22 protein-coding genes and 1 pseudogene are annotated in these 25,367 nt (G+C 72.7%); 8 read left to right on the top strand and 15 right to left on the bottom strand.

Annotated elements, in window-relative coordinates; translation table 11 throughout:
* Positions 1–81: 81 nt before the first annotated feature.
* Positions 82–627 carry a bacterial proteasome activator family protein gene (locus Q0994_RS05540; RefSeq protein ID WP_299529785.1) on the top strand — a complete coding sequence of 182 codons (546 nt, stop codon included), beginning with the start codon at positions 82–84 and terminating at the stop codon, positions 625–627.
* Between the two features lie 353 nt (positions 628–980).
* On the opposite strand, the gene Q0994_RS05535 is transcribed toward Q0994_RS05540, so the two are convergent.
* From Q0994_RS05535 to Q0994_RS05505, 7 genes are all read right to left on the bottom strand, one after another.
* The gene (locus Q0994_RS05535) at positions 981–1,970 is read right to left on the bottom strand and encodes an NAD(P)H-quinone oxidoreductase (RefSeq protein ID WP_299529783.1); all 990 of its coding nucleotides are present in this window, start codon (positions 1,968–1,970) and stop codon (positions 981–983) included.
* Between the two features lie 369 nt (positions 1,971–2,339).
* Complete coding sequence (locus tag Q0994_RS05530) at positions 2,340–3,455, bottom strand: TrkA family potassium uptake protein (RefSeq protein WP_299529781.1); 1,116 nt, start codon at positions 3,453–3,455, stop codon at positions 2,340–2,342.
* On the bottom strand, positions 3,452–4,783 hold the full coding sequence (locus tag Q0994_RS05525; RefSeq protein WP_299530312.1) for a molybdopterin-binding protein: 1,332 nt from the start codon (positions 4,781–4,783) through the stop codon (positions 3,452–3,454). Before Q0994_RS05525 ends, Q0994_RS05530 begins: the two co-directional genes overlap by 4 nt.
* A 770-nt stretch (positions 4,784–5,553) precedes the next feature.
* A complete protein-coding gene (locus tag Q0994_RS05520) occupies positions 5,554–6,429 on the bottom strand; it encodes an NTP transferase domain-containing protein (protein ID WP_299529779.1) in 876 nt (291 codons plus the stop codon).
* A 357-nt stretch (positions 6,430–6,786) separates the two neighbouring features.
* Complete coding sequence (locus Q0994_RS05515) at positions 6,787–8,406, bottom strand: dihydrolipoamide acetyltransferase family protein (RefSeq protein WP_299529777.1); 1,620 nt, start codon at positions 8,404–8,406, stop codon at positions 6,787–6,789.
* Entirely contained in the window at positions 8,406–9,434 is a 1,029-nt protein-coding gene (locus Q0994_RS05510; RefSeq protein ID WP_299529776.1) for an alpha-ketoacid dehydrogenase subunit beta, read from the bottom strand. Before Q0994_RS05510 ends, Q0994_RS05515 begins: the two co-directional genes overlap by 1 nt.
* The gene (locus Q0994_RS05505; RefSeq protein WP_299529774.1) at positions 9,431–10,588 is read right to left on the bottom strand and encodes a thiamine pyrophosphate-dependent dehydrogenase E1 component subunit alpha; all 1,158 of its coding nucleotides are present in this window, start codon (positions 10,586–10,588) and stop codon (positions 9,431–9,433) included. The genes Q0994_RS05510 and Q0994_RS05505 overlap by 4 nt, the downstream gene beginning before the upstream one ends.
* A gap of 284 nt (positions 10,589–10,872) precedes the next feature.
* On the opposite strand from Q0994_RS05505, the gene Q0994_RS05500 reads away from it, so the two are divergent.
* Entirely contained in the window at positions 10,873–11,430 is a 558-nt protein-coding gene (locus Q0994_RS05500; RefSeq protein WP_299529772.1) for an Lrp/AsnC family transcriptional regulator, read from the top strand.
* 138 nt (positions 11,431–11,568) lie between these two features.
* Here the strand turns inward: Q0994_RS05500 and Q0994_RS05495 are convergent, their stop codons facing one another.
* Entirely contained in the window at positions 11,569–12,165 is a 597-nt protein-coding gene (locus Q0994_RS05495) for a TetR/AcrR family transcriptional regulator (RefSeq protein WP_299529771.1), read from the bottom strand.
* Positions 12,166–12,289: 124 nt separating this feature from the next.
* Between Q0994_RS05495 and paaN the strand changes: the two genes are divergently transcribed.
* Positions 12,290–14,005 (top strand): phenylacetic acid degradation protein PaaN, encoded by a 1,716-nt coding sequence (gene paaN / locus Q0994_RS05490; protein WP_299529770.1) that lies wholly within the window; start codon positions 12,290–12,292, stop codon positions 14,003–14,005.
* An 81-nt stretch (positions 14,006–14,086) separates the two neighbouring features.
* Here paaN and Q0994_RS05485 read toward each other — a convergent pair whose 3' ends face one another.
* The 3 genes from Q0994_RS05485 to Q0994_RS05475 form a co-directional block, all read right to left on the bottom strand.
* Entirely contained in the window at positions 14,087–14,863 is a 777-nt protein-coding gene (locus tag Q0994_RS05485; protein WP_299529769.1) for an RNA methyltransferase, read from the bottom strand.
* A gap of 147 nt (positions 14,864–15,010) precedes the next feature.
* Positions 15,011–16,288, bottom strand: a complete 1,278-nt coding sequence (locus tag Q0994_RS05480) for an HTTM domain-containing protein (RefSeq protein WP_299530310.1) — start codon at positions 16,286–16,288, stop codon at positions 15,011–15,013.
* Positions 16,289–16,344: 56 nt separating this feature from the next.
* Positions 16,345–17,310: a DUF5819 family protein gene (locus Q0994_RS05475; RefSeq protein WP_299529766.1), complete on the bottom strand. Its 966-nt coding sequence runs from the start codon at positions 17,308–17,310 to the stop codon at positions 16,345–16,347.
* Positions 17,311–17,425: 115 nt separating this feature from the next.
* Between Q0994_RS05475 and paaA the strand changes: the two genes are divergently transcribed.
* Genes paaA through Q0994_RS05450 form a run of 5 tightly spaced genes read left to right on the top strand, consistent with a single transcriptional unit; the run spans position 17,426 to position 21,040 of the window.
* Positions 17,426–18,487: a 1,2-phenylacetyl-CoA epoxidase subunit PaaA gene (gene paaA, locus Q0994_RS05470; protein WP_299529764.1), complete on the top strand. Its 1,062-nt coding sequence runs from the start codon at positions 17,426–17,428 to the stop codon at positions 18,485–18,487.
* Positions 18,484–18,774: a 1,2-phenylacetyl-CoA epoxidase subunit PaaB gene (gene paaB / locus Q0994_RS05465; RefSeq protein WP_299529763.1), complete on the top strand. Its 291-nt coding sequence runs from the start codon at positions 18,484–18,486 to the stop codon at positions 18,772–18,774. The genes paaA and paaB overlap by 4 nt, the downstream gene beginning before the upstream one ends.
* Positions 18,771–19,472: a 1,2-phenylacetyl-CoA epoxidase subunit PaaC gene (gene paaC, locus Q0994_RS05460; protein WP_299529760.1), complete on the top strand. Its 702-nt coding sequence runs from the start codon at positions 18,771–18,773 to the stop codon at positions 19,470–19,472. Before paaB ends, paaC begins: the two co-directional genes overlap by 4 nt.
* On the top strand, positions 19,466–19,966 hold the full coding sequence (gene paaD, locus Q0994_RS05455; RefSeq protein WP_299529758.1) for a 1,2-phenylacetyl-CoA epoxidase subunit PaaD: 501 nt from the start codon (positions 19,466–19,468) through the stop codon (positions 19,964–19,966). The genes paaC and paaD overlap by 7 nt, the downstream gene beginning before the upstream one ends.
* The gene (locus tag Q0994_RS05450; protein WP_299529756.1) at positions 19,967–21,040 is read left to right on the top strand and encodes a 2Fe-2S iron-sulfur cluster-binding protein; all 1,074 of its coding nucleotides are present in this window, start codon (positions 19,967–19,969) and stop codon (positions 21,038–21,040) included.
* 88 nt (positions 21,041–21,128) lie between these two features.
* Here the strand turns inward: Q0994_RS05450 and Q0994_RS05445 are convergent, their stop codons facing one another.
* The 4 genes and pseudogenes from Q0994_RS05445 to Q0994_RS05430 form a co-directional block, all read right to left on the bottom strand.
* On the bottom strand, positions 21,129–21,473 hold the full coding sequence (locus Q0994_RS05445) for a rhodanese-like domain-containing protein (protein WP_299529754.1): 345 nt from the start codon (positions 21,471–21,473) through the stop codon (positions 21,129–21,131).
* 47 nt (positions 21,474–21,520) lie between these two features.
* Positions 21,521–22,582: a hypothetical protein gene (locus Q0994_RS05440; RefSeq protein ID WP_299529752.1), complete on the bottom strand. Its 1,062-nt coding sequence runs from the start codon at positions 22,580–22,582 to the stop codon at positions 21,521–21,523.
* A 218-nt stretch (positions 22,583–22,800) separates the two neighbouring features.
* Positions 22,801–24,010, bottom strand: a pseudogene (locus tag Q0994_RS05435) (DUF2252 family protein).
* A 188-nt stretch (positions 24,011–24,198) separates the two neighbouring features.
* Positions 24,199–25,344, bottom strand: coding sequence for a hypothetical protein (locus Q0994_RS05430; protein WP_299529750.1), 1,146 nt, complete (start codon positions 25,342–25,344; stop codon positions 24,199–24,201).
* Between the last annotated feature and the right edge of the window lie 23 nt (positions 25,345–25,367).

Here is a 25,367-nt window from a genome sequence, read left to right as displayed (position 1 = left end):
TTCGACCTGATCCGCGCGGTGGATCACCCGACTTCGGGGGCACCACCTCGGTACGAGGCCGACGTGCGAGACAATGACGTTATGGAGATGCCGAGGAATGACCGGTCGCAGGAGCACCCCCAAGTCCTCGTCGTGGGACAGGACGGGATGGCCATCGGTGGCGGAACCGGTGACGACGAGTCGCGCGAGGTCCCGGTGACGGAAATGGTCGAACAACCCGCCAAGGTCATGCGCATCGGCAGCATGATCAAGCAGCTCCTGGAGGAGGTCAGGGCGGCTCCTCTCGACGAGGCGAGCCGCGTCCGGCTCAAGGAGATCCACGCCGGTTCCGTGAAGGAGCTGGAGGACGGACTCGCCCCGGAGCTGGTGGAGGAGCTGGAGCGGCTGTCGCTCCCCTTCACCGAGGACTCGATTCCGTCCGAGGCGGAGCTGCGGATCGCCCAGGCACAGCTGGTGGGCTGGCTGGAGGGCCTCTTCCACGGCATCCAGACGGCGCTGTTCGCCCAGCAGATGGCCGCCCGCGCCCAGCTCGAACAGATGCGACGCGCGCTGCCGCCCGGCTCCGGCCAGGAGGAGGAAGGCGGCGCCGACCCGCACGGCCCGCTGCGCTCGGGGCCGTACCTGTAGGACCGGAGCGACAGGGCCGGAGCTGTAGGGCCGGAGCCGTAGGGCCGGAGCTGTAGGGCTGGAGCTGTAGGACGGACATGAAGCGCCGGCTGACCCGCCGGTCCCGGTGGCACGCCCGGTCCGCCGGCGGCCGTCGTGGCGGCACGGCCGACCCACCGGCCGGTCCCGGTGGTACGGGTCCGGGAGTGCCGGTGAGCCGGTTCCGGCGCGGCCCGCAGAGGGCCCCCTGCTCACGGGAAGGGGCTCGTGCCGCACCTCATGCGTGCGGGGCGGGCCTCTTCCGCGTGGCCGCCGATGCCGATATGTCTGCGCCGGGCCGCCTGTACCGGTCCAGGCGGCGCCGGTACGCAGTGTCAGTCGGCCGCCGGGGTGGTCAGCAGGACCTTGCCGATGTGCGTGCTGGACTCCAGCACCCGGTGCGCTTCGGCGGCCTCCGACATCGGCAGGGTCCGGTCCACGATGGGGCGGACCGTACCGTCGGCGATCAGCGGCCACACGTGCTCGCGTACCGCCGCCACGATCGACGCCTTCTCCGCCAGCGGGCGCCCGCGCAGCGAGGTGGCGGTGACGGCGGCCCGCTTGTTGAGCAGGACACCGAGGTTCAGCTCGGCCTTGACGCCGCCCTGGAGCCCGATGATCGCCAGGCGTCCGTTGACGGCCAGTGCCTCCACGTTCCGCTCCAGGTACTTCGCCCCGACGATGTCGAGAATGACGTCCGCTCCGGCCCCGTCGGTCGCCTTGCGCACCTCTTCGACGAAGTCCTGCTCGCGGTAGTCGATCAGGATGTCCGCGCCCAGCTCCGCACAGCGCGCCAGCTTCTCGGGACCGCCAGCCGTCACCGCCACCCGGGCCCCGATCGCCTTGGCGAGCTGGATGGCCATCGTGCCGATGCCACTGGACCCGCCGTGCACCAGCAGGGTCTCGCCAGGACGCAGATGGGCCACCATGAAGACGTTGGACCAGACCGTGGCCGTCACTTCGGGAAGCGCCGCCGCCACCGCGGGGTCGACCCCCTCGGGCACGGGCAGCAGCTGGCCGGAGGGGACCGCGACCTTCTCCGCGTATCCGCCGCCGGCGAGCAGCGCGCAGACCTCGTCACCGACCGCCCAGCCGGTCACGCCGGGGCCGATCGCGGAGACCCGGCCCGCACATTCGAGGCCGGGGTACGGGGAGGCGCCGGGCGGAGGGTTGTAGAAGCCCTGGCGTTGGAGGACGTCGGCGCGGTTGACGGCGCTGGACACCACGTCGACGAGTACTTCGCCTTCGCCGGGTACGGGATCGGGGACCTCTGCCCAGACGAGCGCCTCGGGGCCACCGGGTTCGGGGATCGTGATCGCATACATGGCGGCGAGGCTACTCCGTTCCGCCGCCGGGACCGGGGAGGGAGGAGCGCGGGTGGGGAAGGAAGAGCGCGGGCGGGGGAGCGGGACGGCGGGGCGGGGGCGGTCGGCAGGGTGCGGGCCTGGGCGGGTGCGGGACCTGGCGTCAGGAGGTCCTGAGTGACGGAGCCGGGTGCCGGGGCCGGGCTGGGTGCCGGGGCCGCCACTGACGGTGCTGGGGGCGCCGAGTCCGCCCGGGGGTACCGGAGGCCGGTCCCGGGGGTACCGGAGGCCCGTCCCGGGCGACGGCCCCGGAAGTCCCGGCCGGTCGGTAACGCGGCTGGTCGGCAACGCGGCTGGTCAGTGATCCCGGCGAGTCAGGGGCCCGGCAGGTCAGTGGCCCCGCCCGCCGCCTTGGCCGTGCGGGGGCTGGAGGTTGGTGGGCGGGCTCGGGCGGGGGGAGGCGCGCACGATCGTGATCACACGGTCGGTGAGCTGCAGCGGGCTTGCCGCCGGGTCGTCGTAACCGATCAGCCGGTGGCCGCGGACGACGCTCACCACCAGGTCGTCGGTCTCGCGCACGCCCTTGCCCACCTCGGCCTTTATCACCGGGCGTTCGATGAGATCGAGACCGCTACCCTGCTGGATCAGGTCCTCCATCACGGTGCCCGCGCTGGGACTCAGCACGGAGAGGCCCAACAGCCGGCCTGCGGCGCTCGCGCTGGTGATGACCGCGTCGGCACCGGACTGGCGGAGCAGCGGGGCGTTCTCCTCCTCCCGGACGGCGGCGACGATCTTCGCCCCCCGGTTGAGCTGGCGTGCCGTCAGCGCGACCAGGACCGCGGTGTCGTCCCGCTGGGTGGCGATGATGATCTGACGTGCCTTCTGGAGCTCGGCCCGCAGCAGTACCTCGCTGCGCGTCGCGTCGCCCAGCACCCCGGTGAAGCCCTCGGCGTTGGCCGCCTCGATCACCTTCCCCGCAGGGTCGATGATGACGATCTGGTCCTTCCTCAGGCCGGTGGCACACAGGGTCTGGATGGCCGAACGGCCCTTCGTCCCGAAGCCGACGACGATCGTGTGGTCACGCAAGTTGGATCTCCAACGCTTCAGCCGAAAGTCCTCGCGGGTCCGTTCCGTGAGGACTTCGAGGGTCGTACCGACCAGGATGATGAGGAAGAGGACCCGCAGCGGCGTCACCAGCACCACGTTGACCAGCCGCGCACCGTCGCTGTACGGGGTGATGTCGCCGTAACCGGTGGTGGAGAGGGTGACCGTGGCGTAGTAGACGGCGTCGAGCAGATCGACCTCGCCGTCGGCGTTGTCGTTGTAGCCCGCACGGTCGATCCAGACGATGACGACAGTGACGGCCAGCACCAGCAGGGCCATCATCAACCGCTTGGCGACCTGCCGGGCCGGTCCGTCCACCATCCTGCGCGGAAGCATGACGCGGGTGGGGGCGACATGTTCGTCCGCCCGCCTGGCCATCGCGTCGTGGCCGGGAAGTTTCACGTGAAACACCCTTCAGTCCACGGCGTCGCCGGGGCCCACGGTAGATCGAGGATCTCCACCTCGGTGCCGGACCGTACCCCGCCCGGCGGCACGACGGCCAGCCCGTCAGCGGCGGCGATGCCCCGGAGCATGGCGGGGCCGTTGTAGTGCAGAGGGACCACGTGGTCCCTCGCACCACCGGGCCCGGCACGGTGGACGACGGGGACGAGTCGGGTGTCCGTCGGGTGGCCTTGCACGTCGTCCCGAACGAGCGCCCGGTAAGGCAAAGGCTGCTGACGTCCCGCCAGCCCGCCGAGAACCGGCCCGGCCAGCGTGAGCAGACCGGAGACGGCGGCCAACGGATTGCCCGGCAGTCCCGCGAGCCAGGGTCCGCCGACCGCGATCCGGGCCAACAGCATCGGATGCCCAGGCCGTACGGCGACACCGTCGACCAGTAGCTCCGCACCGAGGCCGGCCAGCACCGGGTGCACATGGTCGACGGGCCCGGCCGCAGTGCCGCCGGTGGTGACGATCAGGTCGGCGTCGGAGCCGCTGACGGCCTCCCGCAGCCGGTCGGCGTCGTCCCCGAGCCTGGCCGGCTCACCCACTTCGGCGCCCATGGCCCGGAGCCAGGGGCCGAGCATGGGGCCCAGCGCGTCCCGGATGAGCCCGTCGTGGGGAAGTCCGGTGGTCAGCAACTCGTCGCCGAGGATGAAGACTTCCACGCGCGGACGGGGTACCACCGCCAGCGCGTCGTATCCTGCGGCCGCCGCCAGCCCCAGCACCGCAGGGGTCACCACCGTCCCGGCGGGCAGCAGTTGGTCCCCGGTACGGCACTCCTGGGCGCGCGGCCGGATGTCCTGGCCCTGCACCACCGTCTTCTGCGCGTGCAGGGTTCCCCGCTCGACTCGGGCGTGTTCGCTCCGGAGGACCGCCGTGCCCTCGGCCGGAATCCGGGCGCCGGTGGCGATCCGTACCGCCTCACCGTCCGGCAGCCGCTCCGGCGCTTCCCGGCCCGCCAGCAGCCCGGCGCCCGTGCGGACGCGCCAGGGGCCCGGCCCCGCCACGACCCAGCCGTCCATGGCGGACGTGTCGAACGACGGAAGATCGGTGAGCGCACCGAGTCCTTCGGCGAGGACGTGCCCCAGTGACCGGTCAAGTGTCAGCCGTACCGCAGCCGTCGGCCCACCTCGCCCGGCCCGCTCCGCGACGGCCCGTGCCCGGTCCCAGGGCATCGCATCCCCGCGATGGCCGTGCCTGCCGTGACTGCCTTGACTGGCACGACTGGCACGACTGCCGTGACTGGCGTGACTGGCATGGTGCGATGGGTTCACGGAGGGCGAGGCCACCTCTTCGGGCGGGTCGGTGGGAGAGGCCGCCGCGGTGACCACGGGATCGGTGGGAGAAGCCGGCCCGATACGGGTGTCCAGTACGGCGGGGACGGGGGTTCCGGCGGCGAGACGGCCGGTGGGGCCAGTCGGGCCGGGCTCCACCGGCGCTGGAGCGGGGTGGTGGGGACGCTGACGGGAGGCTTCTGGGGCCGGAACGTCGCGGCACGGTACGTCCGGGTACGGGATGGCCGGGTGCAGCGCGCCCGGATCGGACGTCCCCGGGTCGGACGTCTCCAGGTGGGATGCGTCCGGGTGGGGCGCTTCGGGGCGGACTGTCTTCGGGTCGCGCGAGTCATGCGGCAGGTGCGCGGTCTGGTGTGCGGCTTGGTTCGAGGGCCCGGACCGGGCGGTCGCACGTTCCGGATGCCCGCCGTGGGGACCGGCGTCGGGCACCGCCGCGCACCCGGCGACCGTCCGGGGGAGCTCGCTGCGGACGCCCAGGGGTCCGGCCAGATCAAGAGGGGCGACCAGGGCCAACGCCTGCGCGACGGCCAGCTCTTCCTCCGCCTCGGCACGCAACCGGGCAGCCTCCCGCTCGTGCGCCCGGCCCGTGCCGAGACCCGAGCCGAGGTTCGTGCCGAGACCCGAGCCGAGGTCGGAGACAGGACCGGCGACCGTACGATCGTCGTCACCCGTGCCGACACCAGCACCAGCACCGACGGACCCGGGGCCGGGGCCGGGAGGGGCGTCGGTCGACAGGGGAACCTCGGTCTCGTCCCGCCGCGGAGTCATGGAGTGGACGTCCCCTTGGACTCCCCCGACTCTTTCTCCCACCGCAACGCCAGCGCGACCGCCTTGCGGGAGGCCTCGGCCACCGCCTCGGCCGCTGCTTCGGGGCTCGCGCCCTCACTCGCTCGCGCGGCGGCATAGCCGACCAGAAACGTGGTGAGCGGGGCGGCGGGCCTCGCCACCCCGTGGGCGGCATCGCGCGCGAGATCGAGCAGCACGCTCGTGTCCACGTCGAGTTCGATGCCGAGTTCGTTCTTTACTGCGGTGATCCATTCGTCCAGCACGGCCCCATGCTCCCTGATACGTGCCCTCGCCACTTCGATGTCCGCCCAAGTGTCGCAGTCGAAGGACGCGAGAGCGTCCGTCCCGACACGAGCCAGATCCAACTCGGACGTCAGGAGTCGAAGCGGCAGGCCGGAGAGACCGCCGTGCTCGGAAGCGAGCAGGCCGAGTTCCCGGCGCAACGGCTCGGTGCGGTAGACGGCGACCAGGGGCTGTTCGCGTCCGTCCGGATCGACACACAGGGCTCCGTCCCGGCCGCTCCCGTCCGCTGCGCCGACCAGCGCCGCCACGGTGTCGGCCCCAAGGAACGGCAGGTCGGCCGATACCACCAGGACCAACGCCTCGGTGGTCTTGCGGAGTCCGGCGTCGAGGGCCGCGACGGGTCCGCCGCCCACCGGTGTCTCACGGGCCCAGGTCACCGGACGGTATGTGGACCGTGCCCCGGCCACCACAACAGTGGCGCGGGCTCCGGCACAGGCGGCGAGGACGCGGTCGAGCAGCGAACGGCCGCCAACCCGCGTCCCCGGCTTGTCCGCTCCCCCGAGCCGCTTCGCGGACCCTCCGGCGAGGACGATGGCGTCATAGGCGGTCATGCGTCGAGTATGGGCCGACCCGTCCCTGCGGGGTCGGGCCGGGGGCGGACACATCTGGCGCCCGCCCCCGGCCAGCGCGGGACGGAGTCGGGCGCGACGACACCGTCAAGGTGCCGCACGCCCCGTCACGGCACGGCGCGACCCGCCGCGGCGCCCGCACAGCCCGGCAAGGCATCTTCGGAAAGGGCGCCTTCCCGAACGAGCCGGTCCCGGCCGACGCCCTGCCCACGCTCCGACGCCCGGTCACGCCCCGGCCCGCCTGCCCGTGCGGCACGCTCCCGCCGAGCCGGCACACTCCCGGTCCGGTCTGGTCCGCCCCCGGTCCGCCCTTCACCCCGGCCCGGTTCGCCCCCGCCGTCACAACGTGCGGAGCAGTACCGCCGGCTGTTCCACGCAGTCGGCCACGTACCGGAGGAAGCCCCCGGCGGTCCCACCGTCGCAAACCCGGTGGTCGAAGGTGAGCGAAAGCTGCACCACCTGACGGACCGCCACCTCACCCTCGTGCACCCAGGGCTTCGGAATGATCCGGCCGACGCCGAGCATGGCTGCCTCGGGATGGTTGATGATGGGCGTCGAGCCGTCCACGCCGAACACGCCGTAGTTGTTCAGCGTGAACGTGCCCCCGGTCAGCTCGGCCGGGGTCAGCGTTCCGGTCCGTGCCGCCTCCGTCAGCCGGGCAAGTTCGGCACCGATCGACTCGGCGTTCTTCAGGTGTGCGTCCCGGACCACCGGAACGACCAGCCCGCGGGGCGTCTGGGCCGCGAAGCCAAGGTTCACGCCCGGCAGCCGGACGATCTCGCGGGCCGTCGTGTCGACGGTCGAGTTCAACTCGGGGTGGAGGCCCAGGGCGGCCGTGCAGATCCGGGCCAGCAGCGCGAGCACCGACACTTTGGGCCCGTCGGTCCGGTTCATCGCCGCCCGCACCGCCATGAACTCGGTGGCGTCCGCGTCCACCCAGCAGGTGGCATCAGGAATCTCGCTGCGGCTGCGTGTCAGCTTCTCCGCGACGGCGCCACGCACCCCGCGCAACGCGATCCGCTCCCCGACGGCACCATTTCCCCGTCCGGCCGTGTCCGCCGGCCGGTGCTCCGGGGACGCCGAGCGATGTTCCGGGGACACCGCCCGGTGTGGGGAGGAGAGCGACCGGTGCTGCGGGGACACCGGTTCGGGTGCCAAGACGCCCGGCACGCCGGTGATCTCCGGCCCGCCCACCGCCGTCGCCATCCGGATGGCCCGTTCCACGTCGGCCCGGAGGATCAGCCCGTCCGGACCCGAGCCGGACAGCGTCCGCAGGTCAAGATCGTGCTGCCGGGCCAGCCGGCGCACCAGCGGGGAGACCACCGCCACGGGGCCTTGCGAAGCCCGGGCGGTCGGGTGCCCGGTCTTCGGTGCCGTCGCGCCCCGGCCCTCCTGGAGCGCGCCCGGCGCGTGCCGCCCCGCCGCCTCCGCGACCTCGGCGCGGAGAGCGCCCCGCGCCGCGCCCCCCTTCGCGTCCGCATCCACGTCCCCGTCCGCGTTCGCGTTCGCGTTGGCCGGTGTCAGGGGCATCAGGTCCGGCCTGACCCGCCGGCGCCGGGCGGCCGGAGCGCCCGTTCCGTATCCCACGAGGACGTTCCCCGACCCCTCCGAAGCGGCGTCGGCCTCCGTATCCGCAGCCGGCCGGCCGCCGTCCTGCCCGCTTCCGCCCGTGGCGGCCGTCCGCGCCGGGACGGGCGGGCCCACGTCCTCGGACGGGGCGACGGCGACCGTCAGCAGGGGCGCCCCCACCGGCAGCTCCGCACCCGCCTCGCCGAACCGGGCGGTCACCACCCCGCCGTAGGGACAGGGCACCTCCACCACGGCCTTTGCGGTCTCCACCTCCACGACCGGCTGGTCGACGGCCACCACCTCGCCGACCTCCACCAGCCAGCGGACGATCTCTGCCTCGGTGAGCCCCTCACCGAGGTCCGGCAACCTGAACTCCAGCACCTGGGGCATCAGCTCCTCGCCTCCCACTGGAGCCGGGCGACCGCGTCCAGCACCCGGTCCACTCCCGGCAGATGGTGCCGCTCCAGCATCGGCGGCGGGTACGGGATGTCGAAGCCGGTGACCCGCAGCACCGGAGCCTCCAGATGGTGGAAGCAGCGTTCGCTGATCCGGGCGGCGATCTCCCCGCCGGGGCCGCCGAAGCCGGTCGACTCGTGGACGACCACGGCACGTCCGGTGCGCCGCACGGACGCGGCCACCGTCCCGTCGTCGAACGGGACCAGCGACCGCAGATCGACGACCTCCAGGTCCCATCCCTCCGCCACCGCCGCCTCGGCGGCCTCCATGCAGACCGGCAGCGAGGGGCCGTAGGTGATCAGGGTCGCGCTCCGGCCAGGCCGCCGGACCACCGCCCGGCCGATCGGCTCCACCGGCGCGGGCTCCTCGGGCGACCAGTCGGACTTCGACCAGTAGAGGCGCTTCGGCTCCAGGAACACCACCGGATCGTCCGAGGCGATGGACGCCCGCAGCAGGCCGTACGCGTCCTCGACCGTCGCGGGGGTGACGACATGCAGTCCCGGCGTGGCCATGTAGTAGGCCTCCGAGGAGTCACTGTGATGCTCGACGCCCCCGATGCCGCCGCCGTACGGGATACGCACCGTCAGCGGCATCGGCATCGCGCCGCCCGTCCGGTTCCGCATCTTCGCCACATGGCTGGCCAACTGCTCGAAGGCCGGGTAGGCGAAGGCGTCGAACTGCATCTCCACGACGGGCCGCAGACCGTACATGGCCATCCCCACGGCCGCTCCCAGGATGCCCGCCTCCGCCAGCGGCGTGTCCGTGCAGCGGTCGTCGCCGAACTCCTTCGCCAGACCGTCGGTGATCCGGAAGACCCCTCCGAGCGTGCCCACGTCCTCACCGAGCACATGGACCGAAGGGTCCTCGGCCATCGCGTCGCGCAACGCGCGGCCGAGGGCCTGTGCCATGGTGGCCGGCTTCGCCCTCCGTACCGCCGGGGCCTCCGTCGCCGCCGTCGTCATCGTCCCGCCTCCGCGCCGTCGGCCTCGTCGCGCTCCGCTGCCAGCTCGGCGCGCAACCGAGCTTCCTGCTCCGCCAGTTGAGAGGTGGGCCCGGAGAACACGTGGGAGAAGAGTCCCGCCGGGTCCAGGGCCGGGTCGGTGTTCATCCGCTCGCGCAGCCCGGCCGCCATCCGCTCCGCCGCGTCCCGCGCCCGTCCCGCGGTCTCCTCGTCCAGCAGACCCCGACGCGTCATCTCGTCCTCCACCAGCCGGATCGGATCATGGTCGCGCCAGGCGAGCACCTCGCTGTCCGAGCGGTACCGGGTGGCGTCGTCCGCGTTGGTGTGCGCCTCCATCCGGTACGTGACGGCTTCCACCAGCGTCGGCCCGTCGCCCCGCCTGGCCCGTGCCACCGCCTCGCCCAGCACCTGATGGACGGCGAGGGCGTCGTTCCCGTCGACCAGGCGCCCGGGGACGCCGTACCCCACGCCCTTGTGCGCGAGGGACGGCGCGGCGCTCTGCTTCGCCAGCGGCACCGAGATCGCGAAGCCGTTGTTCTGCACGAGGAACACCACGGGGGCCCGCCACACGGCGGCGAAGTTCAGCGCCTCGTGGAAATCGCCCTCGCTGGTCCCGCCGTCTCCCACCAGGGCGAGCGCGACGACGTCGTCCCCCTTCAGCCGCGCGGCGTGAGCCAGTCCGACGGCATGCGGCAATTGGGTGGCGAGCGGGGTACACAGCGGCGCCACACGGTGCTCGCGCGGGTCGTACCCGCTGTGCCGGTCCCCGCGCAGCAGGGTCAGCGCCTCCACCGGGTCGAGTCCCCGGGCGACCGCCGCCAGGGTGTCGCGATAGCTCGGGAAGAGCCAGTCGCGCTGCTCCAAGACCAGTGCCGCAGCCACCTCACACGCTTCCTGGCCCGTGCTCGACGGATAGACGGCGAGCCTTCCCTGCTTGGTCAGCGCGGTGGCCTGGGTGTTGAACCGCCGTCCTCGCACCAGCTCGGCGTGGATCCGCACGAGCAGCGCGGCCTCCACCCCGGCCGCGGCGGGCGTACCCAGCACCCGGAACGGCTCCCGGTCCGGCAGCAGCGGCGAGGGATCGGTGAGCGGCTTCCACGCCGGGGGCGGCACGGGCCGGTAGGCGGTCGTGCCGGGCAGCTCTTGGACGGTCATGAGAGGCACCTCCTGGCATCAGGGTCGAAAGGAAAGGGAACTTTCGCCACACGTGGACGAGCGGACAGACGAAGCGGAACAAAAGTCACGGTGCAACGGCGGACGTGCGAGGGCTGCCGGAGCCGGCCGTCACCGGCCGACGACCCCGGCGGGGCGGCGCGCCTCCCCTACCGATTGTTCGGTCGTGGATGCATTTTGGCTACAGGCCCCCCGAGCCTGTGGACAAACGGATATCCACAGCCTGGGATGGAAGCAGGTCGTCCAACGGAGGAAGGCGCGGGGACATGACAGTTGAACGAATGGCCGGGGATCCCGGCCCGCCCGCCCCGCCGCGGCCGCTGGACGCCGTAGACCGGGAGATCCTCGCGCTGCTGCGGGCCAACGGCCGGGCGTCGATAAGGTCCGTGGCCGAGCAGGTCCACGTGTCGCGCGCCAACGCGTACGCGCGCATCAACCGGCTCGTCGAGGACGGGGTGATCAGGGGGTTCAGCGCCCGGATCGACCACGAACGGGCCGGCCAGGGGGCCTCCGCCTACATCACCCTCAAGATCGTGCAGAACTCGTGGCGCACGGTGCGCGAGGAGTTGGAGGCGCTGCCCGGCGCCACCCACATCGCGCTGGTGAGCGGCGACTTCGACGTGCTGCTGCTGGTGCACACGGAGGACAACCGTGCACTGCGCGAACTGGTCCTCACCCGGATCCAGGCGATTCCCGAGGTGCTCTCCACGCGGACGCTGCTGGTCTTCGAGGAGACGGAACTGGGCCGGCACGGGCCGACGCCCTTCGAGCCGGCCGCCGAGCAGGGAGCGCCCGGCGCGCCTCCGTCCGACCGGGCGCGCTGAACCGGCCGCACGCAACCGGGGCGCCCCGCGCGCGCCCGGCCTCCGGGGCGGGCCCGGCAGCTTCGGCCCGTACCGATGCGGATTGTTTCCTGCCGACGCTTACCGGCGCTTGCCGGCCCATGCGGTGCGTCCGACCGGTCAGCGGCCCGGTGCCCGCATCCCGTCGAGGGCCAGCCTGACGACGGTCTCCGCGAGCTGGTCGCCGTCCGGAGACCCGCCGGGCTGCGGCCGGTACCACTCCACGATCGAGTTCACCATGCCGAAAAGCAGCCGGGTCGCCAGCCGTATGTCCACGTCGGCCCGCAGGTCGCCTTCCGCGACCGCGTCCTTCAGCAGGTCGGACACCCGCTGGTCGAACTCCCGCCGCCGCTCCAGCGCCCAGCGCTCCGTCCTGGTGTTGCCCCGGACCCGCAGCAGCAGGGTGACGTGCGGCAGCTCGGTCGTCAGCACCTCGACCGTTCGGCGGGTGACGTACTCGACCCGCTCGATGGCCCGCCCGGTCGCTGCGCCCGGCTCGTCCAGGATGCCGAAGAGCCCGTCCAGCGCCCGGCTCACCGCACGGCGGAGCAGTTCCTCCTTGCCCGCCACATGGTGGTAGATGGACGACTTGGAGATGCCCGCCGCCCGGGAGAGGTGTTCCATCGACGTGCCGTCGTAACCGCGCTCGTTGAAGACACGGACGGCGACCGCCAGCAACGTCTCCGGCGTGTACGCGTCCCGCTTGGCCGTGGTCATGAGAGCGATCCTCCCCCATCGGTTGTCCACAGGCGGCCCCGGACCCCCTTGCCCCGACCGATCGTTCGGTTACTCTAGCTCCGTCCGCCCGTCCTTGCCCGGCTCGATGAGGAGTTGGTCCGCCATGGCCGCCGAGCTCACCCCGCAGAAGCTGTCCGAGACACATCGGGCCACCCTCGACAAGGCCCTCGAAGCGATCCGCACCCGCGCCTACTGGTCCCCGCACCCGGAACACCCGAAGGCGTACGGGGACGGCGGCGCACCGGGCAGTCTGGGGGCGGCCGAGGGCAAGGCGGCGTTCGACGCCGTACTGGGCGGGAGGTTCGACCTGGGCCAGCCGGGCACCGACGACTGGGTGGGCGGCGAGACTTCCCCGTACGGCCCCGCGCTGGGCGTCACCTATCCGCACGCCGACCCCGACGTGCTGCTGCCCGCGATGCGTGCGGCGACGCCCGCCTGGCGGGACGCCGGCGCCGGGACGAGGGCACTGGTGTGCCTGGAGATCCTGGCCCGGATCTCCGCCCGCACCCACGAGTTCGCCCACGCCGTCATGCACACCAGCGGCCAGGCGTTCCTGATGGCCTTCCAGGCGGGCGGGCCGCACGCCCAGGGCCGGGGCCTGGAAGCCGTCGCGTACGCCTACGAGGAGCAGACCAGGACTCCGCTCGCCGCGGACTGGTCCAAGCCGCAGGGCTCCCGCGACCCGCTGCGGCTCCACAAGACCTTCGTGCCCGTCGGCCGGGGTGTCTCCCTGCTGATCGGCTGCAACACCTTCCCCACCTGGAACAGCTATCCCGGCCTCTTCGCCTCGCTGGCTACCGGCAACCCCGTCCTCGTCAAGCCGCACCCCCGGGCCGTACTGCCGCTGGCCCTCACGGTCCGGGTGGCACGCGACGTGCTGGCCGAGGCCGGATTCGACCCGAACCTGGTGGCGCTCGCGGCCGAGCGGCCCGGCGAGGGGTCGGCGAAGACCCTGGCCCTCCGCCCGGAGGTCCGGATCATCGACTACACCGGCTCCACCGCGTTCGGCGACTGGCTGGAGGCGAACGCCCGGCAGGCCCGCGTCCACACCGAGAAGGCGGGCGTCAACACCGTCGTCGTGGATTCCACCGACGACTACCGCGGCATGCTCGCCAACCTGGCCTTCTCCCTGTCCCTCTACAGCGGCCAGATGTGCACCACTCCGCAGAATCTGCTGATCCCGCGGGACGGCATCACCACCGACGACGGCCCGAAGTCGTACGACGAGGTCACCGACGACCTCGCGGCGGCGGTGGCCGGCCTCCTCGGCGACGACGGCCGCGCGGCCGCCCTGCTGGGCGCGCTGGTCAACCCCGAGGTGAAGGCGCGGCTGGAGGCGGCCGGCGAGGCCGGCGACGTCGCACTGGCCTCCCGGCCGGTGGCCCATCCTGAATTTCCCGACGCGGTGGTGCGCACGCCGCTCATCGTCAGACTCGACGCCACCAAGCCGCTCGACGACTCCGACGCGGAACCCGCGTACCTCTCCGAGTGCTTCGGCCCGGTCTCGTACGCGGTGGCGGTCGGCTCCACGGACGACGCGCTCGCCCTGCTGCGGCGCACGATCCGGGAGAAGGGCGCAATGACGGTCGGCGCGTACACGACGTCCCCGGCGGTGGAGCGGGCGATCGAGGAGGTCTGCATGGAGGAGTCCGCGCAACTCTCGCTGAACCTCACCGGCGGGGTCTACGTCAACCAGACGGCCGCGTTCTCCGACTTCCACGGCTCGGGCGGGAATCCGGCCGCGAACGCGGCCCTGTGCGACGGCGCCTTCGTCGCCGACCGGTTCCGCACGGTGGAGGTGCGCCGGCCCGCCGACTGACCGGCGCGAGGCCCCGCCGCCGAAGGAGCCGCCCGCCGGGACCCGAGGCGGCACGACAGCCCCGCGCGGGGCTGCCCGGCCTCAGGACTCCGCCGGCGCCGTCGCACCGGCCTGGCCAGCCCAGTGGAACAGCGTCATCGCCACACTGGTCGCCAAGTTGTAGCTCGACACCTGGGGACGCATCGGCAGCGACAACAGGCGGGTGGCACGGGCGCGCAGTTCGTCGGAGAGCCCGTGCCGCTCCGACCCGAAAGCGAGCAGCGCGTCATCCGGCAGCCGGACGGAACGCAGGTCCTCGCCCTCCGGGTCCAGGGCGTAGAGCGGGCCCGGAGGCAGGTCGGGCACCGCGAGACGTTCGACGGCGGTGGCGAAGTGCAGCCCGGCCCCCGCACGGACCACGTTCGGGTGCCAGGGATCCAGGTCGCCGGTCGTCACCACCCCGGTCGCCCCGAACCCGGCGGCCAGTCGGACGACGGCGCCGACGTTCCCCAGATTCCGCGGATTGTCCAGGACCACCACGGGGGAACGCCGGGGCATCCGGGCCAGGGAGCCCAGATTCTCCGTGGCGGCCCGGCGCACGGCCAGCGCCACCACACGGGTGGGGTGCACCTTGGGAACCAGCGTCCGCAGCGTCTCGACGGGCACCTCGGCGGCCGCCGCGCCGACCGCCGCGGTGACGTCGCCGGCGAGTTCGGCCGCGAGCGCCAGCAGGGCCTGCTTGTCGCTGGTGGCCACGAGCCGCACCTCGGCGCCGAAGCGGAGTGCGTGCTTCAAGGCGTGGAACCCGTCCAGCACGACGGCGCCGGGTGCTTCCTCGTTCCACAGCCGCACCAGTGTCGCGGGGTCCACGTCCTTCATCGTCCCAGCCTAAAGGGGCATCGAGCCCCGGCCGTCCCCCCGTGCCCCCGGCTCCGGAACCGGTACGGGCCGGCAGGGGCGGCACGGGCCGATTCCGCCTGCTCCGGACCCGCACGCCCCCCACGCCTGCACGCCCCCACGCCTGCCTCAGCCGACGGACGTGCGCCCTCCGCCGCCGGTCAGCCCCTCCTGGGCCTGCCCGCCGAGGTCGCGTGGGGCCTGCCCGCCGGGGTCGCGCGGGCCGGGCACGTGCCCGGTGTGCGGGCTGTGGAACCGGCTGATGACCCGGTCGCGCCCGGTCGCGGCCCGGGTGCCCAGCCACACCAGGAAGACCGTCGGAAGGAAGACGGCGTCGGCGGCGATCATCGCCATGGAGAAGAAGGGAAGGCCCAGCAAGACCGCGATGCCGGCGTGCTCGCACATCATCACGACGAGCAGGACGTTCTTGACGCGCCGGTTGAACAGGGTGAAGGGGAAGGCGACCTGGACGATGACCGTTCCGTAGGTCAGCACCATCACCATCAGTCCGTTGGACGCCAGCAGGTCGGAAAGGCCGGGCCACGGCGTGAAGTAGTCGAGCTTGAGCGGGTAATACAGCGCGGTACCGTCCTGCCAGCGCGACCCCTGGATCTTGTACCAGCCCGCCGTCGCGTAGATCAGACAGACCTCGACCATGATCACGAGCAGCGCGGCGTTGTGCGCCAGGTTGGCGATCACGTCGAGCAGCGAGCGCGCCTCGCCGCGCCGCGCACGGCGGTCGACCGTCCACCACAGGCCGTTGCCCAGCCAGAGGGTCCAGAACAGAGTGGGCAGCCACCAGGTCGCACCCAGTCCGTCCGTCGCACTGCCGTGGACGAGAGCGATCCCGAGGAGCGCCCACAGCACGGGCCCCGCCACGTCCGGCGCGGACGCGCCGCCGTCGGCCCGGTGCGCGGCGGCGCGGGAGTGCCTGCGGGCGTCCAGCGACCAGACCTGCGCGCAGCGTGTCAGTACCAGGTAGATGGCCATGATGTGCACGACGTTGTCGCCGCCGTCGCCCATGAAGACGCTGCGGTTCTGGACCGAGAGGACACCGGCCATGAACACCACGGACGTCGCCCGGGTGCGCCAGCCGAGCAGCAGGCCGAGGGCCGACAGCAGTGTGATCGCGTACACGGTCTCGAACCAGGCGGAGCCGTCGGACCACATGAGCACGGTGAAGGCGCCGTTGTTGTCCAGTAGTTGGCGGGCCATGTCCCAGCTCCACGGGCTGTCCGGCCCGTAGAGCTCGTGCCGATGCGGCAGTTCGCGCAGCAGGAAGAGCAGGTAGGTGGCGGCGAAACCGATCCGCACCACCGCCGCCTGGTAGGGGCCGAGAGGCGACGCGGTGACGCGCCGGAGACCGCGAGCGAGAGGCCCCGCGCCGTCCGCTCCCCGGTTTCGCACGGGGTTCCCGCTGCGCCCGGTGGTCTCCTCGATCCGCTCCGGGGAGGGTGTGCCGCTCACTTGTCCGCCTCCTCGCCGAGCCCCGGGCCCGCCGTCCCGCCGTCCCGCGGAAGGTCCTCGGGGGTCACGGTCCACCACGGGTACTCCTGGTACTGCGGCGCGGTGTCGCTCTTCTCCGTGCTCCACGACGGCGCCGCCACGGTGCGCGACATGGACCGCACCTGTATCCGTTCGATCGTCCCGCCGTAGTCGCGCTCACCGAGCCGGAGCATCGCGATGCGTCGTACGTACTGCTCGGACAGACGGCCGCGCACCGTCTTCGCCTTGTTCTCGTCACCGTGGTAGTTGACGAAGAAGTCCCAGGCGCGCCGCAGCTCGTTCTGCCGGGTGTGGCTGGGCAGCAGGCTGCCGCGGATCACGTCGCCGTCCTCCGCGGACAGGCTCATCCAACGGGTGGTCCGGCGGCCGTCCGCCCCGGCGACCTCCGCCCGCACGTGGACGGAGATGTTCTGCTGCAGCGGGTTCGGCGCGAACAACTTCCAGTTCTGCTCGAACTCCGGATAGACCCAGTCCTCGATCGCCTCGCCGTGCTGCTTGGTGACCGTGTTCGAGGGGGCGACGTGCAGGAAGACCACCGCCAGATGCCCGACCGTGAACAGTCCCACGAGCGCCAGCGCCGCCGCGGCGACGACGCGGTACGGAAGCGACAGACCGGCGATCCCCTCGGGACGCATCTGCTCCGGTTCCGGCCGGGCACCGGGGGCGGTGTCGGCCTCCGGTTCCGTTCCGGTCCGGGGCCCCGTGCCGTCGGTCCGTACGCTGCCGTCGCTCCGTACGCCGTCCCGTTCCGGCCCGTCAGCGCCCTGCCGTCCCGGCCCGGCGGGGGGCACGGATATGCCGCTGTCCTCCGTCCGCGGGTGCGGCCCCAGGCCGCCGCCCGGGGCCTGTCCGGCCGGTCCGTCCACCGCCTCCGGCCGGCCGCCGCCCGCGCCGCCGGTACGTCCCCCGTGGTCCGATTCCATGCCGCCCCGCCCACCGTCGCTCGCCACTCAGTTATCCACAGGGTTGACACCCTACGGGCCGCCGACCGACCATTGAACCCGATGGACCGAACGATCGGTCGGGACGGAGGCGGGCATGACCGCAGTAGCCGCAGGTCGGAAGTGGCAGAGCCCGGCACAGACGCCGGCGGACGCGGATCCGGCCCTCGCCGAGGCCTTCGACGCCGCCGTCCGGGCCGATGAGCGGATCGAGCCACGCGACTGGATGCCGGACGCGTACCGGGCCACCCTGGTCCGCCAGATGGCCCAGCACGCGCACTCGGAGATCATCGGCATGCAGCCGGAGGCAAACTGGATCACCCGCGCCCCCTCGCTCCGCCGCAAGGCCATCCTGCTCGCCAAGGTGCAGGACGAGGCCGGCCACGGGCTCTACCTCTACAGCGCGGCCGAGACCCTGGGCACCAGCCGCGAGGAGATGCTCGACAAGCTGCACGCGGGCCGCCAGCGGTACTCCTCGATCTTCAACTACCCGACACTGACGTGGGCCGACGTGGGCGCCATCGGCTGGCTCGTGGACGGTGCCGCCATCACCAACCAGGTGCCGCTCTGCCGCTGCTCCTACGGCCCCTACGCCCGCGCGATGGTGCGGATCTGCAAGGAGGAGTCCTTCCACCAGCGCCAGGGGTACGAATCCCTGCTGGCCCTCAGCCGCGGTACCCCGGCCCAGCACGAGATGGCGCAGGACGCGGTGAACCGCTGGTGGTGGCCCTCACTGATGATGTTCGGCCCCCCGGACGACGCCTCCTCCCACTCCGAGCAGTCGATGGCCTGGAAGATCAAGCGCCACTCCAACGACGAACTGCGTCAGCGCTTCGTGGACATCTGCGTCCCCCAGGCCCGTTCGCTCGGCCTCACCCTCCCCGATCCCGAGCTGCGGTGGAACGAGGAGCGGGGCCGGCACGACTTCGGCGCCATCGACTGGACCGAGTTCGAGCAGGTCCTCAAGGGCAACGGCCCGTGCAACGAAGAACGCCTCGCCCGTCGCCGCAGGGCCCACGAGGAGGGCGCGTGGGTGCGCGACGCCGCCGCCGCCCACGCCGCCAAGCACCGGCCGGGACAGGACTCCGAGCCGCCCCGGCCGACGGACACCCACCGACCGGCCCCTTCGGCCGCACCAGCTCAGGAGGCGACGGCATGAGCAGCTCGACGGACTGGCCCCTCTGGGAGGTGTTCGTGCGCGCCCGCCGCGGGCTGTCCCACACCCATGCCGGCAGCCTGCACGCCCCGGACGCCGAGATGGCCCTGCGCAACGCCCGGGACCTCTACACCCGCCGGGCCGAAGGGGTTTCGCTCTGGGTCGTCCCGTCCACGGCGATCACCGCCTCCTCCCCGGACGAGAAGGACTCCTTCTTCGCCCCGTCGGGTGACAAGCCCTACCGCCACCCGACGTTCTACGAGATCCCCGAAGGGGTGGAGCACCTGTGAACGCGGCCCTCGCCCTCGGCGACGACGCGCTGGTGCTTTCGCACCGGCTGGGGGAGTGGGCGGGACACGCCCCGGTCCTGGAGGAGGAGGTGGCGCTCGCCAACATCGCACTCGACCTGCTCGGCCAGGCCCGCGTCCTGCTGTCCCTCACCGGCGACGAGGACGAGCTGGCCTATCTCCGTGAGGAACGGGCCTTCCGCAACCTCCAGTTGGTCGAGCAGGAGAACGGCGACTTCGCCCGCACCATCGCCCGGCAGCTCTACTTCTCGGTCTACCAGCGCCTGCTGTACGAGCAGTTGGCGGGCGGCTCCGGCCCGTTCGCGGATCTTGCCGCCAAGGCGGTCAAGGAGGTCGCGTACCACCAGGACCACGCGGAGCAGTGGACGGTCCGGCTCGGCGACGGCACTGACGAAAGCCATGCCCGCATGGAGCGCGGCCTCCAGGAGCTCTGGAAGTACACCGGAGAGATGTTCCGGCCCGTCGAAGGCGTCGACGTCGACTGGGAGGCGATGCACCGTAGTTGGCTCGCCACCGTCACCGGAGTGATGGGGCGGGCGGCCCTGGACCTGCCGACGGGTCCCAGGGAAGGGGCCTGGACCGCCGGAGCGGGTCGGCAGGGCATCCACACCGAGCCCTTCGGCCGCATGATCGCCGAAATGCAGCACCTGCACCGCAGCCACCCGGGGGCGACATGGTGACCACGACGGCACTGGAGGAACGGCTGCGCGCCGTCGCGGGCGCGGTGCCCGACCCGGAACTACCCGTCCTCACCTTGGAAGAGCTGGGTGTCCTGCGGGGGATACGGATGGACGGGCCGACGAGCGTGACGGTGCGGCTCACCCCGACCTACACGGGCTGTCCCGCGATCGGGACGATGACCGACGACATCGAGCGGGTCCTCCTCGACCACGGCATGACCAAGGTCTCGGTGGTCACCGTGCTCGCGCCCGCCTGGTCGACGGACGACATCACGGACGAGGGCCAGCGCAAACTCGCCGCGTCCGGCATAGCACCGCCGCGCCCCGGTGCTGAGGATCGCTCCGGGCCCGTGCCGCTGACGCTCGCCGTGCGCTGCCCGCACTGCGGGTCCACCGACACCGAACTGCTCAGCCGCTTCTCCTCCACCGCTTGCAAGGCGCTGCGCCGGTGCGTCTCGTGCCGGGAGCCGTTCGACCACTTCAAGGAGCTCTAAATGTTCCACCCGCTCCGGGTCCGCGCGACGGAACGGATCACCGACGACGCCGTGGCCGTCACCTTCGACGTGCCGCCGGAGCTGCGCGAAACCTTCCGGCACACTCCGGGCCAGCACCTCAACGTCCGCTACACCGTGGGCGGCCGGGAGATCCGGCGCTCCTACTCCCTCTGCTCACCGGCGGTCCGTGCCCCCGGGGAACCGGAGCTGACCATCGGCATCCGCGCCATCGAGGGCGGCGCCTTCTCCACGTACGCCCTCACCGAACTGGCGGTCGGTGACGAGGTGGAGGCCATGCCTCCGGCGGGCCGTTTCACCCTCGCCCCGCGCCCCGGGCACTTCGCGGCGATCGTCGGCGGCAGCGGCATCACACCCGTCCTGTCGATGGCGACGAGCCTGCTGACCCGCGAGCCCTCGGCGACGTTCTGCCTGATCCGCAGCGACCGCACCGCCGCGTCCACCATGTTCCTCGACGAGGTGGCGGACCTGAAGGACCGGTTCCCGGACCGGTTCCGACTGGTGACGGCCCTCTCCCGCGAGGAGCAGACCGCAGGCCTGCCCTCGGGGCGGCTGGACCGCGAGCGCCTTCTCGGCCTGCTGCCGATGCTCGTACCGGTCGCCGACGTGGCCGACTGGTACCTCTGCGGCCCTTACGGCCTGGTGCGCGACTCCGCCTCCGCGCTGCGGGCGCTCGGGGTCGAGCGGTCCCATGTCCACCAGGAGATCTTCCACGTGGACCACGTGGACGACGGTCCGTCGTCCACCCCCGTGGTCCGCCCTGCCGGGACGGACGGCGAGCGGAGCAAGCTCACCGCCACCCTCCACGGGCGCTCCGGAAGCTGGCCGGTCAGAAGCGGCGAACCCTTGCTGGAAACGGTGCTGCGCGGTCGCTCGGACGCGCCGTACGCCTGCAAGGGCGGTGTGTGCGGCACCTGCCGGGCGTTCCTCGTCCGGGGCGAGGTGCGGATGGACCGCAATTTCGCCCTGGAACCCGACGAGACCTCGGCCGGCTTCGTACTCGCCTGCCAGTCCCATCCCCTGACCCCGGAGGTCGAGCTGGACTTCGACCGCTGACGGGCCCGGACGGCCGCCGGGCCTGGACGGGGCGGGGCGGGCCCTGCGGGCGCGGTCCCGAACAGGACGCTGCGGTCTGCGGGCCGCTTCAGAGAACGAAGGGAGCGCTTCCGCTCTCGGTCACCATCGGACGACCGGCACCGTCCCAGGCGAGCATCCCGCCCTCGATGTTCACCGCGTCGACGCCCTGCTGAACGAGGTACTGGGTGACCTGCGCCGACCGGCCGCCGACCCGGCACATCACATGCACCCGACGGCCGGCCTCGGCCGCCTCGGCGACCTCGCCGAACCGGCCGACGAAGTCGCTCATCGGTACGTGCAGCGCACCCTCGACGTGTCCGGCGGCCCACTCGTCGTTCTCCCGGACATCCAGCACGAGGCCGTCCGACGGCACCGCCGCGACGTCCACCGAGGGCAGCGGGGCGTAGTTCATGGGTCAGGCCTTCTCTCGTACGGGATGCGACACCTTCGTCCGAAACGCTACTGCACGAGCTCCGCCAGCTCGGCCTCGCGGCGCGACACCTCGCCGAGGAGCTGCTCCGCGATGTCCACCAGCAACTGGTCCGGGTCGTCCGGGGCCATCCGCAGCATCGAGCCGATCGCACTCTCCTCCAGCTCCTGCGCGAGCACCGTCAGCAACTCCTTGCGGCGGCTCAGCCACTCCAGCCGGGCATAGAGCTCCTCGCTCTCGCTCAGCAGCACCGGCGGGGTCACCGGCCCGGCCGCCCACTCCTCGGCGAGCTCCCGGAGCAGATCCACGTCTCCCCGGCCGTAGGCCCCGTTGACGCGGGTGATGAACGCCTCCCGGCGCTCCCGCTCCACCTCGTCCTGAGCCAGATCCGGGTGTGCCCTGCGGGCCAGCTCGCGGTAGAGCTTGCGCGCCTCCTCGCTCGGCCTGATCCGCTTCGGCGGGCGCACCGGCTGGTCGGTGAGCATGGCCACCGCCTCGGGGTAGAGCCCGTCCGAATCCATCCAGTCGTGGAAGAGTTCCTCCACGCCCGGCATCGGCATGACGGCCGCACGGGCGTCGCGCGCCTTGCGCAGGTCCTCGGGATCACCCGTCCTGGCAGCCCGCGCCTCTGCGATCTGCGCGTCCAGTTCGTCCAGCCGCGCGTACATCGGGCCCAGCTTCTGGTGGTGCAGCCGGGAGAAGTTGTCGACCTCGACGCGGAACGTCTCGACGGCGATCTCGAACTCGATCAACGCCTGTTCGGCGGCCTGCACGGCCCTGGCAAGCCGTGCCTCGGGCCGGGGCGCGGAACCAGCGGAACCATCCGTCTGCGCGTCGGCGTGGGCCCGTGCGGACTCCTCCTGCACAGACTCCTCCTGCACGGCCCCCTCCTGCCCGGGCCTCTCCCCTGCGCCCTGACCGGCGAACACGGCACCGGCCAACGCACCGTCCGCGAGCGTGGCATCGGCAGGCATGGCATCGGCAGGCATGGCGTCGGGAGGCGTGGCGTCGCGCGGGGCCCGGGGCAGGTCGGCGGACTGCCGGTCTTCGTCGTTCCGAGTGGTCGGCACCTCGGCGGCTTCGTCGGTCACCCGCCCAGCGTATGGCCCCGCAGACGGCCCTGACGACGCGCGGCGGCCCCTCGGCCCTCCCCGGCGGCGCGCCCGCCCGGCGCGACCGGCCACCCGCCGCCCCGTGCCCCCCGCCCGGCGTGACCGACCGCCCGCCACCCCGTGCCCCCGGCACGCGTGACCGACCGCCCGCCGCCCCGTGCCCCCGGCCGGCACGCGCGACCGACCAGCGGCGCCGGTCACACCCCCAGCTCGGCCGCCACCCGTCCCGCCCCGATGGCGGTGAGCAGTGCGGCGTGGTCGGCCTCCGTGCGGTCCGCGTAGCCGACGGCGAACTCGGCCACCGCCTCGTCCAGTTCATCGGTCTTGCCGCAGTACCCCGAGAGCAGCCGCGGGTCCGCGCTGTGCGCGTGGGCCCGGGCCAGAAGCGCACCGGTCATCCGAGCGTAGTCGTCGACCTCGGCGGCGGAGAGCGCCGCAGGGTCCACGCTGCCCTTCCGGTTCCGGAACTGCCGCACCTGGAAGGCCCGTCCGTCGACGTCCGCAGCGCCCGCCGTCCTCTGCCACCTCGGTGGAGCGGGCGGCGAACCGGGCGCTGGTGTTCCGCCTCGCCTTCTCCGCGACCTTCTCCAGCGTGCCGAGCAGGTCCCGGGCGTCGGCGTGCGAGACGAGTTCCTCGTCGGCGATGGCGTTCCAGGCGTCGAGCGCGGACATCCGGGACAGCAGCCGCATGGTCCGCCGGTAGGCGCCGACGGCGTCGTAGGCGGCCCGTCGGCAAGTCGCCTCGTCGGCCCCGGTCTCCCGCCCGACCAACACCAGCGAGGCCGCGAGCCGCTTGAGGTCCCACTCCCACGGGCCGACGACCGTCTCGTCGAAGTCGTTGAGATCCATCACCAGCCTGCCGCGGGCATCGCCGTACAGCCCGAAGTTGGCGGCGTGCGCGTCGCCGCAGAGTTGCGCGCGGACGCCGGTCACCGGCGTCCCGGTCAGATCGTGGGCCATCAGCCCGGCCGACCCGCGCAGAAAGGCGAACGGCGAGGCCGCCATCCGGCCGACCCGTATCGGGGTGAGGCCGGGGACGCGATCGCGGTTGGACTCCTCCACGGCCCGCACAGCGTCCGGCCGGTCGGTCGGCAGCACGAGCGAGGCGTGGGCCGCTCTCGGCACCCGGTCGCGCAGCAGCTTGCCCGCGGCCTTCGGCGATCCGCCCACCGTACGCCGGGCGAAGCCGGTCAACGGCGGTATGCGGAGGTTGCCCGGCACCGCGCAGCCCTCCGTGGTCGTCCCGCCGGCCCCGGAGGCGGGCGCGGGCCCGGCCTCCGCGACCGCCCAACTGCCGTCCGCGACCGCCCAACTGTCGTCCGCCGAAAAGAATCCCGTCGGCGCGGTCGTCCCGATCCCGACCGCCGTCGTCCCGCTTCCGCCCATGGACGCCGCCTCCCCCGCCATGTCCGTGATGCCGTCCATCCGCGACGTCACCCTGGGGCGTCGCCGGTGCCGTCCACCGTCGAACGGACCACGACGGTACCGCCGTCCGCCCGCCGCCGCCCATGCCTGTGGACAACCTCTCCGGCGGCTGTGAACGGCGCTGAGCAGCGCGAACCCTGAGCGCGCACGGCCCGGCGGCCGTTCGGGACTCAGACGCCGACTGCCTCCTCCATCTCCTCCTCCGCCTCCTCGCGTCCCTCGTCCGCCGCGGGGCCGCGACGCGCGTCCCGCGGACCGCCGTCACTCTTCCGCGAGGCGGCATCCGCGGGAGCCTCGGCGGGGGTCACCGTGGAGTCCACCGCGGCCGGGCGCCGGCGGCGGCGCTCCCCCAGCGCGGCGACACCCATGACCACCAGGCCCACCACGAACCAGAGGGCGAGCACCAGCAGGTGGCCGCCGAGCGCGTGGCCGCCGAAGTACACGTGGGCGCGCACGCCCTCGACGAACCCGGCGCCGTTCCAGAACGCGTGCAGAGAGGCGAAGAACCCCGACTGCAGTTCGGGTCGGAAGATGCCGCCGGAGCTGGTGAAGTTGAGCATCACGAAGAGCACCATCACGCCGAGCGTCGTCCACCTCTTGAGGAAGGTGTGCAGACCGACTCCGATCAGCAGGATGCCCGCCGAGTAGAGCCACGCCATCGCCCACAGTCCGCCGAGCCCGTGACTCACCAGACCGAACACCGGCCCGGCGAAAGCGGCGCCGATCAGGCTGACCACCAGCGAGGCCCCGGCCACCAGCAGCGCCCGCAGCCGCAGGGGCAGCACCCCGCCGGCACCGCCGATGACCGCCACCGAGGCGTACGAACCGATGCTGATCGCGACCAGCAGGAAGAAGATGCCCTGCCCGGTCGGGTCGCCTTCCGCGGTCGGCGCCACGTCGGACACCTTCAGCGGCGCACCCTGCCCGGCGGCCACCTCGGTGAAGACCTTCTCGACGACGGTGGCGGTGGTGTCCGAGGCGGCGGACACCACCAGCAGTTCGGGCCTGTCACCGGGCAGGTACGCGCCCCAGCTCTCCTGGGTCCGCAGGTTCTCCTCGGCGGTGGAGCGGTCCGCGACCGTCCGCACGGTGAGCGCTCCGTCCGTCTCGTCCTGGAGCGACTGCGCCAGGACCTGGGCGGCGGCCCCGGAACCGACCACGTCGACCCGCAGCGCGTGCGGCTCGGGGGCGTGGAAGGCCCCGAGGTAGGCGAGCCCCATGCCGATGCACATCAGCAACGGGGTGACGAGGTGGCCCAGCACGTGGCGCAAGGCCGCGGCCGTCGAGCCGGGAGCGGTACTCGATCCTGCGGACATCCGGACTTTCTCCCTTTGGTTGT

It is taken from the genome of uncultured Streptomyces sp. (assembly GCF_947488945.1).
GTDB lineage: Bacteria > Actinomycetota > Actinomycetes > Streptomycetales > Streptomycetaceae > Streptomyces.
Note: the sequence above shows the minus strand (reverse complement) of the source record. Positions and strands in the feature narration are given on the sequence as shown.

What these genes read in the sequence shown, in the direction of transcription:
- Q0994_RS05540 (WP_299529785.1), top strand. Translation starts at nt 82, where the DNA reads ATGGAGATGCCGAGGAATGACCGGTCGCAGGAGCACCCCCAAGTCCTC.
- Q0994_RS05535 (WP_299529783.1), bottom strand. Translation starts at nt 1,970, where the DNA reads ATGTATGCGATCACGATCCCCGAACCCGGTGGCCCCGAGGCGCTCGTC.
- Q0994_RS05520 (WP_299529779.1), bottom strand. Translation starts at nt 6,429, where the DNA reads ATGACCGCCTATGACGCCATCGTCCTCGCCGGAGGGTCCGCGAAGCGG.
- Q0994_RS05515 (WP_299529777.1), bottom strand. Translation starts at nt 8,406, where the DNA reads ATGCCCCAGGTGCTGGAGTTCAGGTTGCCGGACCTCGGTGAGGGGCTC.
- Q0994_RS05510 (WP_299529776.1), bottom strand. Translation starts at nt 9,434, where the DNA reads ATGACGACGGCGGCGACGGAGGCCCCGGCGGTACGGAGGGCGAAGCCG.
- Q0994_RS05505 (WP_299529774.1), bottom strand. Translation starts at nt 10,588, where the DNA reads ATGACCGTCCAAGAGCTGCCCGGCACGACCGCCTACCGGCCCGTGCCG.
- Q0994_RS05500 (WP_299529772.1), top strand. Translation starts at nt 10,873, where the DNA reads ATGACAGTTGAACGAATGGCCGGGGATCCCGGCCCGCCCGCCCCGCCG.
- Q0994_RS05495 (WP_299529771.1), bottom strand. Translation starts at nt 12,165, where the DNA reads ATGACCACGGCCAAGCGGGACGCGTACACGCCGGAGACGTTGCTGGCG.
- paaN (WP_299529770.1), top strand. Translation starts at nt 12,290, where the DNA reads ATGGCCGCCGAGCTCACCCCGCAGAAGCTGTCCGAGACACATCGGGCC.
- Q0994_RS05485 (WP_299529769.1), bottom strand. Translation starts at nt 14,863, where the DNA reads ATGAAGGACGTGGACCCCGCGACACTGGTGCGGCTGTGGAACGAGGAA.
- Q0994_RS05475 (WP_299529766.1), bottom strand. Translation starts at nt 17,310, where the DNA reads ATGGAATCGGACCACGGGGGACGTACCGGCGGCGCGGGCGGCGGCCGG.
- paaA (WP_299529764.1), top strand. Translation starts at nt 17,426, where the DNA reads ATGACCGCAGTAGCCGCAGGTCGGAAGTGGCAGAGCCCGGCACAGACG.
- paaB (WP_299529763.1), top strand. Translation starts at nt 18,484, where the DNA reads ATGAGCAGCTCGACGGACTGGCCCCTCTGGGAGGTGTTCGTGCGCGCC.
- paaD (WP_299529758.1), top strand. Translation starts at nt 19,466, where the DNA reads ATGGTGACCACGACGGCACTGGAGGAACGGCTGCGCGCCGTCGCGGGC.
- Q0994_RS05450 (WP_299529756.1), top strand. Translation starts at nt 19,967, where the DNA reads ATGTTCCACCCGCTCCGGGTCCGCGCGACGGAACGGATCACCGACGAC.
- Q0994_RS05445 (WP_299529754.1), bottom strand. Translation starts at nt 21,473, where the DNA reads ATGAACTACGCCCCGCTGCCCTCGGTGGACGTCGCGGCGGTGCCGTCG.
- Q0994_RS05430 (WP_299529750.1), bottom strand. Translation starts at nt 25,344, where the DNA reads ATGTCCGCAGGATCGAGTACCGCTCCCGGCTCGACGGCCGCGGCCTTG.